A 14,881-nucleotide genomic window follows, 5' to 3' on the forward strand; every position below is an offset into this window, starting at 1 on the left:
ATCATGAGCAGCGGCAACATCTCCGCGGTCGCCATCCGCCATCCCATCCCGCCTATCGTCCTGTTCATCGTCCTGATCATCGCGGGCATCATCGCTTATTTCAAGCTGGACGTCGCCGGCAGCCCGGACCTCGATTTTCCCGTGGTCACCGTGACGGTCAGCCGTCCGGGTGCCGCGCCGTCGGAGATGGAAGTCCAGGTGACCAAGCTGGTCGAGGACGCGGTGTCCAACATCGTGGGCCTGGATCACGTGTCGTCCGACATCACCGACGGCCTGTCCAACACGGTGCTGGAATTCAAGATCGGCTACGACACCGACCGCGCCGTGAACGACGTGCGCAACGCCATTTCCCGCATCCGCTCCAACCTGCCAGGCGACATCTATGAGCCGCAGGTGGAGCGGCAGGACGTCACCGGCGACGAAATCCTGACCTACGCCGTTTCCTCCGACACCCGGTCGGTGGAGGAACTGTCGTGGCTGATCGACAATGAGATCAGCCGCGCCATCACCCATGTGCCCGGCGTGGGCGCCACGGACCGCTTCGGTGGCCTGGACCGTGAAATCCGCATCAACCTCGATCCCAACCGTCTGATGGCACGGGGCATCACCGCCGACGAGGTCAATTCCCAGCTGCGCGCCCTGAACGTGGATCTGCCGGGTGGGCGCGGCGCCGTGGGGACCAAGGAACAGTCCATCCGCACCCTGGGCTCCGCCCGCACGGTGGAGGAACTGGCGAACACCGAGATCACGATCCCGGTCTACTTCGGCACCTTCGCCGGCTCCGCCGCCAAGGTCCGGCTCAGCGACCTGGGCACCGTGACCGACGGCACGTCGGAGATGCGCTACATCTCCCGCTACGACGGCCAGCCGACGGTGGGATTCAGCATCCGCCGCGCCCCCCACTCCTCGGAAGTGACCATCGCCAAGGGCGTGGACGAGGAAATCGAGAAGCTGAGCAAGCAGTACCCCGACGTCCACTTCAACCTGATCTTCGACGAAGTCAAACACACCAAGCAGAGCTTCGCCGGCTCGGTGGAGGCATTGCTGCTGGGCTCCATCCTGGCGGTGATTGTGGTGTGGTGGTTCCTGCGCGACGGCCGAGCCACCTTCATCTCGGCGCTGGCCATGCCGCTGTCCACCATCCCCACCTTTCTGGTCATCCAGTGGATGGGCTTCTCGTTGAACTTCATCACCCTGCTGGCCCTGTCGCTGGTGGTGGGCATCCTGGTCGACGATGCGATCGTGGAAATCGAGAACATCGTCCGCCACATCCGCATGGGTAAGCGCCCGTTCCAGGCGGCGCTGGAGGCGGCGGATGAGATCGGCCTGGCGGTGGTGGCCACCACCATGACCATCGTCGTCGTCTTCCTGCCCGTGTCCTTCATGTCCGGCATCGTCGGGCAGTACTTCAAGTCCTTCGGCGTGACGGTGGCCGTGGCTGTGCTGTTCTCGCTGCTGGTGGCCCGTCTGATCACACCCTTGATGGCCGCCTACATGCTGAAGCCGGCGCAGCCCGACCATCATAACGAGGGCGGCCGGTGGATGCGGCAGTATAGCCGGCTGCTGGGGTGGAGCATGAACCACCGCTGGCTGACCGTGCTGGCCGGCATCGGCATCTTCGCCGTGTCGCTGTTCATGGCCGCCATGCTGCCCTCCGGCTTCGTGCCGCCCAGCGACAACGGCCTGTCCACGGTGCAGGTCATCCTGCCCCCGGGCGCCACCCTGGCCGAGACGGACGCCACCACCCAAATGGTGGGCAACATCCTGGCCAAGCGGCCCGAGGTGCTGCACGTCTGGACCCGTGCCGGCCGCAACAACCAGCTGCGCAACGGTGCCGTCACCGCCATCCTGAAGCCCAAGTCCGAGCGCATGAGCAAGCAGGACTTCGAGGCGGCCGTGACGCCGGAACTGAACCGCGTGCCGGGCGCCCACATCGGCTTCAACTCGTCCATCGGCTGGGGCGCCAAGGACATCAGCGTCCTGCTGACCAGCAACGACGGCCCGGCGTTGGAACGCTTCTCCAACCAGGTGCTGGACGAGATGCGGCAGCAACCCTTCCTGGCCAACGTCACCTCCACCGCGGCCCTGCTGCGTCCTGAAATCCAGATCCGTCCCTTCTTCGACCGCGCGGCGGAGCAGGGGGTGTCGGTGGCCGCCATCGGCCAGGTGGCCAAGATCGCCACCCTGGGCGACCTGGACACCAGCGTGGCCAAGTTCAACCTGGGGGATCGTCAGGTTCCCATCCGGGTGCAGATCGATCCCAAGTACCGCGCCGACATGGACGTGGTGGAGAACCTGCGCGTCCGCACCTCCGCCGGTGACCTGCTGCCGCTGCGCGCCGTCGCCAGCATCGGCATGGGCGCCGGTGCCGTGGAGATCGAACGCTTCGACCGGGCCCGCAAGATCGCGGTCGAGGCCGACCTGCGCGGCATCGAGGTGGGCGAGGCCATGAAGAAGATCAATGAGCTTCCCTCCATGGCCCACATGCCGCCCGGCATCTCCAAGCCTGCCTATGGGCAGACGCAGGAGATGCAGAACATGATGATCGGCTTCGCCATCGCGCTGGCCACCGCCTTCCTGCTGATCCTGGCGGTGCTGGTCCTGCTGTTCCGCAACTTCTTCCAGCCGGTGACCATCATGACCGCCCTGCCGCTCAGCTTCGGCGGCGCCTTCGCGGCCTTGCTGATCGGCCACATGTCGCTCTCCCTGCCGGCCCTCATCGGCATCCTGATGCTGATGGGCATCGTGACGAAGAACTCCATCCTGCTGGTGGAATACGCCATCGTCTCGATGCGCGACCGGGGCATGGGCCGGCGCGAGGCCCTGCTGGACGCTGGCGCCAAGCGTGCCCGCCCCATCATCATGACCACCATCGCCATGGTGGCGGGCATGGTTCCCATCGCCATCGGCGTGGGCAACGACAGTTCCTTCCAGCAGCCGATGGCGACGGCCGTGATCGGCGGCCTGATCACCTCGACCTTGCTGTCCCTGGTGTTCGTGCCGGCGGTGTTCACCATCGTCGATGACATCAACAAGTGGCTGTCGCCCAAGTTCGGCCGCTTCATCACCCCGAAGGACGGCCCGGCCCAGGCCGTCCCTCTGCACCCGGTAATCAAAAGCGCCGAGTAAGCTGGCGCGAGTGCAAGAGTACAAGCGGGCGGGACCTGGAAAGGCCCCGCCCGTTTGTTTTTGGTCAGTTGCCCAGCAGGCCCGCCCCCAGGTTGACGCCCAGGGCCAGGATGGCGGTGTTGAAGATGAAGGACAGCAGGCTGTGGACCAGCACGGCGCGGCGGATGGCGGGCCCTTGCGTTGTTACGTCCGACACCTGGGCCGTCATGCCTATGGTGAAGGCGAAGTACAGGAATTCCCAATAATCGGGCTGCTTGCAGCCGGGGAAGTCGATGCCCTTGCCCTCCAGCCAATAGGAATGGGCGTAGTGCTGGGCGAAGATGACGTGGACGAAGCTCCACGAGCAGAAGACGGTGGTGGCGCCCAGGGCGGCGCTGCCGGCCGCATGTGCCGTGCCCTTGGCGTCCGCCACCTCCATGACGATGGCGACCAAGGACGCCAGTGCCGCCGTGCTGGTGACCAGCAGGATCACCCACTTGCCTGATTCCAGCTCCCGCGCGCGGGCGCGGATGCTGTCCAGGTTGGCGCGGCCGAAATGGATCAGTACCAGGGCGATATAGAGGATGATGCCGGCGCCCCAGCCGATCAGCACGGCGCTGACGGGCGGCACCGCACGCGACGCGGCCAGGCCGACGGCGACGCTGAAGGCCAGGCCGATGTACAGGCTGGGGTGGTGGCGGAAGGACTGCAGCGGGTTGATGATGGCCATGGACGGCGGCGCCGGTGATCTGGGGAGGGGAAGTCCAGCGTTAAGCCGCCGGCCCGTGCGGGGCAAGAGGACAAGAGGAAAGGCCGGCCCGGCGTTTCGACCGAGGGAATAAGCCGGGGGTGAAAGGCGGTATGGGGAGGCCCCATCGCCGTTTCACCCCGTTTCACCGCCCGCTATGGCCTTTGGCCTACCGGGGCAAGGTCGAATGGCGGGCCGTACCGACAACGCGCCTGTTGCAATACCGTCCAAAACATCGTCCTCTGGCGCCCTGACTGGCCGGATGCCCATCTATACGGGCCCCGGTCCTCCTGGTTTCTTGCCGTTATTATCTATCGGGGTGGAGGCCCCGCTGCCCATGGTGCGTAGCTTCGCCGCGGCCCTCGCTCTGGCTGTCTTCCTGCCCGCCGCCGCCACAGCTTCCCCCCAAGAGCGCGCGCCGGTGCCGCCGCCGACCGCCCCGGCCCAGCCGGCGAAGCCCGGCCTTGGCACGCCTCCTGTTACGCCCCCCGCCGGGGCGACTCAGGCGCCGGCCGATACCGGCCCCTTCGGCCTGACCGGGCTGGAGGTGAACGCCGAGCGGGACGATCCCGAGGCCTGCTTCACCTTCAACCGCCCCCTGGCCAAGGCGCGCGCCGGCCTGCAGGATCCCTATGCCGGCAAGGTCGAGGTGCTGGCCAAGAACGCCGGCCCCGCCGCCGGGGCCGACCCTGGCACGCCCACGCAGAAGCCGGTGGTGGTGCGCGACCGCACCCTGTGCATCCAGAAGCTGGAGCACGGCCACCACTACACCGTGACCCTGAAGGCCGGCCTGCCCGCCGCCGGCGGGACCGAGACCCTGTCCGCCCCGCAATCGCGCGAGATCGAGGTGCTGAACCGCCGGCCGGTGCTGTCCTTCCGCAGCGGCGGCTACATCCTGCCGCGCATCGGCCGCGACGGCCTGCCGCTGCGCACCATCAACGTGGACCGCGCCCGCCTGCAGGTGCTGCACATCAAGGATCGCTCCTTGGTGGAGCAGATTTATTACGGCCGCTTGAACCAGACGCTGAACGACATCGACGTCGGCTCCCTGGTGGAAAAGAACGGGGAGCTGGTGTGGCGCGGTGAGATGGCCGTGGGCGCCAAGCGCAACCAGGCGCAGGTGACGCCTTTCCCTATCGATGCCGTCCTGGGCCAGCTGAAGCCGGGCGTCTACGTGGCGGTGGCGGAGGATGCCGGCGCCAAGACAGCCGGCTGGGAAGGCCGCGCCACCCAGTGGTTCATCGTCTCCGACCTGGGCCTGACCACCCTGTCGGGCAGTAACGGCCTGCTGGTCTACGTCCATTCCCTGCGCACGGCGACACCACTGGCGGGGGTGGAGGTGCGCGTGGCCGCCCGCGACAACAAGGAACTGGGCAAGGTGCTGACCGGCGCCGACGGCGCCGCCCGCTTCGACCCGGCCTCCGGTGCGGCCAGGGGCCAGGCCCTGTTCGCCAGCACCAAGGACGGCGACTTCAGCTTCCTGGACCTGTCGGCCCCCGGCCTGGACCTGGCCGCACGCGGCGCCGCCGGTCGGCCCTCCCCCGGGGCGCTGGACGCCTACGTCTTTGCCGAGCGCGGCATCTATCGCCCGGGCGAGGTGGTGCACGTCACCACCCTGTTGCGCGATGCCGCCGGCTTGGCGGTGGCGGGCCGTCCGCTGACCCTGAAGGTGCAGCGGCCCGACGGGCTGGAGATCGAGCGCTTCACCTTGGCCGACCGCGGCATGGGGGGGTACGCCGCCACCGTCGACCTGCCGGGCAATGCCGCCACCGGCACCTGGACCGTGACCGCCCACGCCGACCCCGACGGCCCCGCCGTGGGCACCTTGCGCTTCCAGGTGGCCGACTTCGTGCCTCCGCGTGTGAACCTGGACCTGACCGCCGACCAGTCCCGTGTGGGACCGGACGGCGCGCTGACGCTGGACATCACCGGCCGCACGCCCAGCGGCGCCCCGGCGGCCAACCTGGCCGGCACCCTGTCGGTGACCCTGCGCCCGGCGGCGGATCCCTTCCCCGAGCTCAAGGGCCCGCAATTCCAGGGCTATCGCTACGGCCTGGCGCAGGAAGATGCGGTCCCGCGGCAGGAGACGCTGCCCGGCTTCGCCACCGACGCCAATGGCGTGGCCAGCGTGGCCGTGTCGCTGAAGGGCAAGCTGGACGGCTCCCGCCCGCTGGAGGCTGTGGTGCACGCCGCCCTGTTCGACGTGGGCGGCGGCACCACGGGCCACGACCTGGTGGTGCCGGTGGAACGCCATCCCTACACCATCGGCATCCGTCCCCGTTTCAACGACGACGCCGTGCCGGAGGGGGCGACCGCCGCCTTCGACGTCATCGCCGTGTCGCCGGACGGCAAGCCCTTGGACAAGGGCCAGCTGTCCTACGACCTCTACGAGGAACGCCTGGATTACGTCTGGTTCGAGGCCAACGGCAGCTGGGACTACAAGCCCCAGGTGCACGACCAGAAGGTGACGGGCGGCACGCTGGCGGCCAGCGCCAAGGCGCCGGCGGGTGTCGAGGTGCCCGTGTCCTCCGGCCGCTACCGGCTGGAGGTGTATGATCCGGCCACCGGCGTGGCGGGCAGCGTGCGCTTCGCCGCCGGTTCCTGGGTCAGCGCCCGGTTGGGTGAGACGCCGGACGCGGTGGAGGTGACGGTGAAGGGTGCCGTGGGCGGCGGGCCGCTGGCGCCGGGAGGCAAGGCCGCCGTCTTCGTGCGCCCGCCCTACCGCAGCACCGTGCTGATCACCCTGGCCGACCGCGCCGTGCGCCAGACTCTCACCCGTGAGATCGGGGCCGAGGGCGCCCTGGTGGAAATCCCGGTCGATGCCGACATCGGTGGCGGCGCCTACGTCATCGCCAACGCCTTCGCCCCGGTGGAGGCCGGCCGCCGCTCGCTGCCGCGCCGCGCGGTGGGTGTGGACTATCTGCCCGTGGCCATGGCCGGCCATACGCTGACGCCCAAGGTGGATGGCCCCGTGGAGGCCAAGCCACGCCAGACCGTGCACATTCCCATCCAGGTGCCGGGCGTAGCGACGGGCCAGGGCGTGCACCTGGTGCTGGCTGCCGTCGACCAGGGCGTACTGGACCTCACGGGCTACAAGACGCCCGATCCGGAGGCTTGGTTCTTCGGCCAGCGCCAGCTGGGCGTGGACATCCATGACGTCTACGGCCGCCTGACGGCGCCCCATGGTGCCGCCGTGGCCGCGCCCCCGTCGCCAGCCCCCACCTCCGATGCCGTGCCGCCGCGCGGCGCCCCCGTGGTGGCGCTCTATTCCGGCATTCTGCCCGTGGGCAATGACGGCAAGGTGCAGGTGCCGCTGGCCCTGCCGGACTTTCAGGGCCGTCTGCGCCTGATGGCCACCGTCTGGTCCGCCGGCGCGGTGGGCCATGCCGACCGGGTGCTGTCGGTGCGCGACCCGGTGCAGGCCGATATGGCGCTGCCGCGCTTCCTGGCGCCGGACGACACGGCCCGTCTGGCCTTGACCTTGAACAATGTCAGCGGCACGCGCGGCAGCTACACCGTCACCCTGCAGGCCGAGGGCCCGCTGTCCTTCCCCGTCGACACCGCCAACCGCGGCGTGGGCGCCAAGAAGCGCAAGGGCAAGGACGTGGTGCGGCCGGAACCCCGCGAGATCGTCGTCGTCTTCCACGGCCTGGCCAAGGGCGGCAAGGTCACCCTGAACCGCGTGGTGAAGGGGGTGGCCGTGGGCTCCGGGCGCCTGCTGATGACGGTCAAGGGGCCGGAGGGCGTGGTGCTGACCCGCGAGTTCGCCGTGCCGGTGCGGGGCAACCTGCCCGTGGTCACCCGGCACCAGACGGTGGACATCCGCCCCGCCACGACCGTGCAGGTTCCGGCCGAGTCGGCTCAAGGCCTGCGCCCGGAAACCGCGGTGTCGGGCTTGGCGCTCAGCCCCCTGCCGGAGCTGGACGTGCCGGGCCTGCTGATGACCCTGGACCGCAACCCCTACGGCTCGTCGGAACAGATCGCCAGCCGTGCCCTGCCGTTGCTCTACCTGGGCGATGCCGGCAAGGCCTTGGGCCTCTACACCGACGCCACCTTGCGGGAACGCATCGACCGCGCGATCGACAAGCTGCTGACCCTGGAACGGGCCGACGGCGGCTTCGCCCTGTGGTCGGCCGACGGCCCGGCGGAGCCCTGGCTGTCCGCCTATGTCATGGACTTCCTGACCCGGGCGCGCGACGCCGGCCATGCCGTGCCGGATGCGCCCTACCGCAAGGGCCTGGACTGGCTGGTGCGCAGCATCGGCAACAGCTGGGTGGAGCCGGCGGACCTGCCGGCCCGCGCCTATGGCCTGGCCGTGGTTGCCAAGGCCAAGGCGGTGGACGCCACGCCGGTCCGTTATTTCTATGAAACGTTCTGGGATAAGCTGCCCACCCGCCTGGCCCGCGCCCATGTCGCGGCCGCCTTGGCCGCCGTGGGCCTGCCCCAGGCCCAGGACGCGTACAATCGCGTCGATGGCCTGCGCATCACCCTGCCGGGCATGCGCGACTTCGGTTCCGACCTGCGGGATCGGGCGGCCAGCCTGGCGCTGCTGGCGGAGGGTAACGCCCCGCTGGACCGCGTGACCGCCCAGGCCAAGGAAGTGCAGGGCCTGCTGCGGGAGCCGGCGCTGATCAGCAGCCAGGAACGCGCCTGGCTGCTGGTGGCCAGCCGTGGGCTGATGCAGCGCTCCGGTTCCATGACGCTGGGCCTGGCCGGCCAGGCGGCGGCCGAGACCCGACCGCTGGTCCGCCGGCTGGAGATCGGCGGCCGTCCCCTGGTCGTCCACAACGGAGGCCAGGCGCCGATACAACGAACGGTTGCCGTCGCCGGCATTCCCCTGGCGGAAGTCCCGGCCACGGCGGCCCCCGCCGGGAACGGCCAGGGCTATACCATTGAACGACGCCTGCTGGACCTGAAGGGACGGCCGGTGGACCTGGCGCGCATCCACCAGAACGACCTGCTGGCCGTGGTGCTGTCCGGCAAGGTGGAGGGCACGGCGCCCACCCAGGTGCTGGTCAGCGACCCGGTGGCCGCTGGTCTCGCCATCGAGACGGTGCGCATCGCCCGGGGCGGCCTGCCGCCCGAGCTGGCCGGCGCCGTGGGCGACCTCAGCGACGCCACCCATGTAGAGGCGCGGGAGGACCGATACGTGGCCGCCGTGGACCTGGCCGGCGACCGTCGCGAATTCCGCCTGGTCTACCTGGTGCGGGCCGTCCTGCCCGGCACCTACTCCCTGGCGCCGTCGCAGGTGGAGGAATGGACCTCCCCCAACCACCAGGCCATCGGCACCGCCGGTAGCATTAGTATCTTGCCCTAGACCGGATCTCCCAAAGGGTCGGTGTCGCGATTGCGTGTAAAGAAACAGCCCCGGAGGTGATGGCTTCCGGGGCTGTGATCGTTTCGGGGCGGGGGAGGGGCGGCCTCAGGCCAGGGCCACCCAGACTGCTTCACGGCCCTTGGGCGCGTCGGCGATGCGCATCTGCACCCGCTGGCCTTCGTCCAGGTGGTCCATGCCGCAGCGGCGCAGGACGCTCTTGTGCACGAACACGTCCTTGCCGCCGTCGTCGGCCAGGACGAAGCCGAAGCCCTTGTCGGCCTTGAACCATTTGACGGTGCCGTCGATCTCGATCTCCGACCCGGTGGGAACCCGGTCGCGGGTGCGGGGGGCGGGGCCGCCGCTGCGCTCCGGCGGTGCCGCGGTGCCCGTCACCTCCACGATGCGCAGGACCTGCGGGCCCTTGGGGCCCGCGCCGATGGTGCACAGCAGTTCCGTCCCCTCGGTGATGTCGGCCAGGCCGGCGCGGCTGATCACCGAGATGTGCAGGAAGGCGTCAGGCGTTCCATCCTCCAGGGCGACGAAGCCGAATCCCTTCGAGGTATTGAACCATTTAACCTGGGCCTTGGCCGGGAGACCCTCCTCCTGGCTGAAGGCGTCATACGATCCGAAGCGTGGCACGAGGCAGTACCTTCCCGATTGCGCCGGGTTCGCCCAAACGGGCGCCGGCCCGATGATCTCACCTCCCAACAACCGCCGTTCCGGGTGCGTCCGGTGCGTCCGGAACTGTCCCTGGTTTTCTTCAACGCGGCAGCTTAACCCGTCTTAATGGTAAACATAAACTCCCGGGGACCGCTACTGTAATGTGTGGGGAAATGTTGCGCTGCGGCAGGGGCTTCGTGCCTTTCATCCACAGGGCTTGGGCACCCGGCCGGGGCCGGTTTCACGGCGGCGCCCAAATGCCGGCGGCAACTTGGGGTTGCCGGCTGCCGGGACCTACGGCCGGGGCCCGGTACCCATCCGCTGCACGAAACGCTTGAGTAGCGTCCGCGATGCAGGCACGTTACCGCCCTAGACCGGGGATGGATGCCCCGGCATATCGGTTGCCGATACGATCGCCGGGTATGCGTCCCTCGTCGCCAGGTCGGCACCCTGAGCTTCAAATCACGAATTGGAGCGGTGGCACCCCCATACCTGAGTGGAGGGCCGCCCCTGGGGAGAAAACGTATGATGGCCGACCCGGCCGTGAGTGCGGCGCACATTTGGGAACATAGCTATCCGACGGGCGTGGACTGGAACGCGCCCATACCGGTGAAGCCCCTGACGGACCTGTTCGACAGCTCCGCCGCGCGCTTTGCCGACCGGCCCTTCATCGATTTCCTGGGAAAACGCTACACCTATCGCCAGGGCACCGACATGGTGGACCGGGTGGCGAAGGGGCTGCAGGCGCTGGGTGTGGGCCGGGGCAGCAACGTGGGCCTTTTCCTGCCCAACACCCCCTATTCCGTCTTCTGCTACTACGGCATCCTGAAGACCGGCGCCACGGTGGTGAACTTCAACCCGCTGTACGCGGAGCGCGAGCTCGTCAAGCAGATCAATGACTCCGAGGTGGAGATCATGATCACGGTCGACGTGCCGCAGTGCTACGACAAGCTGGTCCTGATGCTGGGCCAGACCTGTCTGAAGACCATCGTCACCGGCCGCATGGCCGACATCCTGCCGTTCCCGAAAAGCCTGCTGTACCCGCTGGTGAAGCGGAAGGACATCGCCCGCCCGCCGGCCGACGGCCATAACCTCGGCTTCCGCACCCTGACGGCCAACGACGGGCGCTATGCCCCCGTGACCATCAACCCGGTCGAGGACGTGGCCGTGCTGCAGTACACGGGCGGCACCACGGGCGTGCCCAAGGGCGCCATGCTGACCCACGCCAACCTCACCGCCAACACGGTGCAGTCGGCGCTGTGGTTCTACCAGGGGCGGCCGGGGCAGGAGCGCATGCTGGGCGTGCTGCCCCTGTTCCATGTCTTCGCCATGACGGGCGTCATGAACCTGTCGATCTACCTGGGTGCGGAGATGATCCTGCTGCCCCGGTTCGAGATCGAGCAGGTGCTGGACACCATCGACAAGAAGAAACCGACCCAGTTCCCGGCGGTGCCCACCATCTACACCGCCATCAACAACTACAAGGACCGGGCCAAGTACGACCTGTCCTCGCTGGCCTTCAGCATCTCCGGCGGCGCGCCGCTGCCGCTGGATGTCTGCCAGACCTTCGAGGGCCACACCGGCTGCAAGCTGGTGGAAGGCTACGGCCTGTCCGAGTCGTCGCCTGTGGCCACCGTCAATCCCATCGACGGCCCGGTGGGCGGCAAGGTCAAGGTGGGCTCCATCGGCCTGCCCGTGCCCGGCACCGTCATCGAGATCATCGATGTGGAGGACGGCAAGACCCCCGTGGCCCAGGGCCAGCGGGGCGAGGTCTGCATCAGCGGCCCGCAGGTCATGAAGGGCTACTGGAAGCGCCCGGATGAGACGGCGCTGACCCTGCGCAACGGCCGCCTGCACACCGGCGACGTCGGCTACATGGATGAAGACGGCTACATCTACATTGTCGACCGCATCAAGGACATGATCCTGGCCGGTGGCTACAACGTCTATCCCCGCAACGTGGAAGAGGCGATCTACCTGCACCCGGCCGTGAACGAGTGCATCGTGCTGGGCGTGCCCGATCCCTATCGCGGCCAGACGGTGAAGGCCTACATCAAGCTGACCGAGGGCCACACCCTGACCCAGGCCGAGTTGTGCGACTTCCTGCGTGACAAGCTGTCGGCCATCGAACTGCCCAAGCAGGTGGAATTCCGCACCGAGCTGCCGAAGACCATGATCGGCAAACTGTCGCGCAAGGCCCTGCTGGATGAGCTGGAGGCGCAGAAGAAGGCCTCCTGACGCCGGCACCAGCTTACGCCTAATATCCACGGCGGCGGTGCCTGGCATCGCCGCCGTTTTCTTTTGCCCCCATCCGTATCGCTCGAAGGTTCCCATGCCCAAAGTCGTCGTCGCCGGCAGCATCAACACCGATGTCCTCACCACCATGCGGCGCGCACCGCGCCCAGGGGAGACGGTCAGCGGTGAGACCGTGGCCTTCGGCCGGGGCGGCAAGGGCCTGAACCAGGCCATCGCCGCCGCCCGCCAGGGCGTGGCGGTGGAATTCATCGGCCGTGTGGGGCGCGACGCCTTCGGCGACCAGGCGCTGGCCTTCTTCCAGGCCAACGGCGTGGGCACCAGGGGCATCGCCCGCACCGCCATCGCCACCGGCACCGCCATCGTCATGGTCGACGCCAGTGCCGAGAACAGCATCGTTGTCATCCCCGCCGCCAACGGCGAGGTGTCGCCGGCCGACCTGGAGGCTGTCACCATCGCGGCGGGCGACATCCTGGTCAGCCAGTTCGAAATCCCCCGCGCCACCATCGCCGCTTTTTTCCGCCGGGGCCGCGCCGCCGGCGGCCTCACCGTGCTGAACGCCGCCCCGGCCCTGGATGACGCGCCCGACAGCCTGTGGGCCGACGTCGACATCCTGGTGGTGAACGAGACGGAGCTTGGCCACTTCGCCGGTGTCGACGTGCCGGGCGACGCTGCGGAAGACGCCGTCGCCGCGGCCGCCCGCCGCCTGATGCGGCGCCCGGGCCAGACGGTGGTGGCCACCCTGGGCGTGCGCGGCGCCCTGGCGGTCACGGCGGATGACCAGGTCATCGTCCCCGGCCGCAAGGTCAAGGCGGTGGACACCACCGGCGCTGGCGATTGCTTCGTGGGCTCTCCGGCCGCCCGGCTGGCCCTGGGCGATACGCTGCCCCAGGCCATGCGCCACGCCAACGTCGCGGCCAGCATCGCCGTGACGCGGGTGGGGGCGGGCGATGCCATGCCCACCGCCGACGAAGTGCTGGCGCTGTCGGTCTAAACCTACCCGGCAAGCTTTGCCCGGCGGCGGTTCCGTGCCACCGCCGGGCCGCCAATTTCTTGCAATCGTGTAGGGAATCCAAGCCTTTCAGGGGCAGCCCCAAGTGGCATACCCCTTGCTCTCCTCTTCGCGCAAAGACGCGACCTAGCCCCCGAGGAGGAGTGGATGTCCTTCGTCCAGGATTGTGTGGACCTGTCCCGCCAGCACCTGATGGCCGGCTTTCTGGCGGAAGCGGAAATGAGCTGCCGCACCGCGCTGGCGACGGAGCCCGTCCATGCCGAGGCCACCCACCTCCTGGGCGTCATCGCGCTGAAGGCCAACCGGCCGATCGAGGCCAACGACCTGTTCGAACGGGCCATCGCGCTAGATGGCGAGAACTTCCAGTATCACAACAGCCGCGGCGTCCTGCTCTACGGCTGCCGCCAGTTCGAGATGGCGGAGGCCTGCTTCCGCACGGCCGTCACCCTCAACCCCGATGACGCCATCAGCCAGAACAACCTGGGCAACGCCTTGCGCGCCCTGGGCCGCCTGGCCGAGGCGGAGGCCCGCTTCCGCGAGGCGGTGGAGATCAACCCCCGCTATGCCGAGGCGCACAACAACCTGGGCAACACCCTGCGGGAGCTTGGCAACCTGGAGGAGGCGGAGTTCTGCCTGCGCCACTCCTTGGGCCTGCTGCCCGACAATCTCGACGCCCTGTACAACCTCGGCACCCTGCTGCTCTACACCGGTCGGCTGGAGGAAGCCGGTGGCCTGTTCGCCCAGGTGCTGGCCGCCGACAGCAGCCGGTACGAGGCCGCGATCTGCCTGGCCCAGGTGTTCCAGGGCCAGGACCGCACGGAGGACGCCGTCGCCCTGCTGACCGGTGTGCAGACCCGCCTGCCGGAAAACCAGGCGGTGCAGTACGCCCTGCAGCTGCTGCGCAGCACCCAGGTGCCGGCCTGGCACATCCCCCGGCTGAACGATCACGAGCGCAACGACGCCTACGAGGCGGCACTGCTGCGCGCCATCCGACCGGGCGATCTGGTGTTGGAACTGGGCGCAGGTTCAGCCCTGGTCAGCATGATGGCCGCCCGGGCCGGTGCCGCCCGAGTCATTGCCTCCGAACCCCTGGCGGCCCTGGCCACCGTGGCGCGCGAGACCGTGGCCCTGAACGGCTACGCCGACCGCATCACCATCGTGTCGAAGAAGCCCCAGGATCTGAAGCTGGGCGTGGATCTGCCGCGTCCGGCCGACGTGCTGGTGTCCGACATCGTCAACGTCGGCATGCTGGCGCCCGACATGCTGGCCATCCTGGACCACGCCCGCCGCAACCTGGCCCGCCCCGGCGCCCGCGTCATCCCCGCCGCCGCCACCGTCTGGGCCCAGCTGATCCAGGCCGACGACCTGCGCAACGTCAGCCCGATTCGCAGTGTCAGCGGATTTGACATGAGCCGGTTCGACCAGTTCCGGGCGCCCGGCTATCAGCAGATCGACCTGGCCACCGACACCCACCAGATGCTGTCCGATCCGTTCCCGGCCTGGTTCTTCGACTTCCGTGTCAGCATGCCGGACAGTGACCTGAAAAGCCTGACCATCCAGGCGACCAAGCCGGGCCTGGTCCAGGGCGTGGCCTTCTGGTTCGACCTGCACATGGATGAGGAGGTGGTCTACAGCTCCCGCTCCGCCGCCCGCACCAACCACTGGAAGCAGGCCGTCTACTTCTTCGGTCACGATTTCCCCGTGGCCCAGGGCCAGCCCATGCTGCTGGGCACCGGCTACGACCGCACGCAGATACATTTCTTTATCTGAGCCTCAGGCGCCG

The 14,881-nt window shown here is 68.6% G+C and carries 7 protein-coding genes; 5 read left to right on the plus strand and 2 right to left on the minus strand.

Annotated features, from left to right (window positions below):
• The first annotated feature begins 3 nt into the window (after positions 1 to 3).
• Positions 4 to 3,129: an efflux RND transporter permease subunit gene (locus tag Y958_RS02685; RefSeq protein WP_244909342.1), complete on the plus strand. Its 3,126-nt coding sequence runs from the start codon at positions 4 to 6 to the stop codon at positions 3,127 to 3,129.
• A 64-nt stretch (positions 3,130 to 3,193) separates the two neighbouring features.
• On the opposite strand, the gene Y958_RS02690 is transcribed toward Y958_RS02685, so the two are convergent.
• Positions 3,194 to 3,838, minus strand: coding sequence for a DUF1345 domain-containing protein (locus Y958_RS02690; protein WP_088870807.1), 645 nt, complete (start codon positions 3,836 to 3,838; stop codon positions 3,194 to 3,196).
• 355 nt (positions 3,839 to 4,193) lie between these two features.
• On the opposite strand from Y958_RS02690, the gene Y958_RS02695 reads away from it, so the two are divergent.
• Entirely contained in the window at positions 4,194 to 9,173 is a 4,980-nt protein-coding gene (locus Y958_RS02695) for an alpha-2-macroglobulin family protein (RefSeq protein ID WP_186291233.1), read from the plus strand.
• 105 nt (positions 9,174 to 9,278) lie between these two features.
• Here Y958_RS02695 and Y958_RS32705 read toward each other — a convergent pair whose 3' ends face one another.
• Complete coding sequence (locus Y958_RS32705; RefSeq protein WP_050898646.1) at positions 9,279 to 9,812, minus strand: cold-shock protein; 534 nt, start codon at positions 9,810 to 9,812, stop codon at positions 9,279 to 9,281.
• Positions 9,813 to 10,358: 546 nt separating this feature from the next.
• Between Y958_RS32705 and Y958_RS02705 the strand changes: the two genes are divergently transcribed.
• The 3 genes from Y958_RS02705 (at position 10,359) to Y958_RS02715 (ending at position 14,868) form a co-directional block, all read left to right on the plus strand.
• The gene (locus Y958_RS02705) at positions 10,359 to 12,071 is read left to right on the plus strand and encodes a long-chain-fatty-acid--CoA ligase (protein ID WP_088870809.1); all 1,713 of its coding nucleotides are present in this window, start codon (positions 10,359 to 10,361) and stop codon (positions 12,069 to 12,071) included.
• A gap of 94 nt (positions 12,072 to 12,165) precedes the next feature.
• A complete protein-coding gene (locus Y958_RS02710; protein ID WP_088870810.1) occupies positions 12,166 to 13,080 on the plus strand; it encodes a ribokinase in 915 nt (304 codons plus the stop codon).
• Between the two features lie 165 nt (positions 13,081 to 13,245).
• Complete coding sequence (locus Y958_RS02715; RefSeq protein ID WP_088870811.1) at positions 13,246 to 14,868, plus strand: tetratricopeptide repeat protein; 1,623 nt, start codon at positions 13,246 to 13,248, stop codon at positions 14,866 to 14,868.
• The last annotated feature ends 13 nt before the right edge of the window (positions 14,869 to 14,881 follow it).

It is taken from the genome of Nitrospirillum viridazoti CBAmc (assembly GCF_000730165.1).
Lineage (GTDB): Bacteria > Pseudomonadota > Alphaproteobacteria > Azospirillales > Azospirillaceae > Nitrospirillum > Nitrospirillum viridazoti.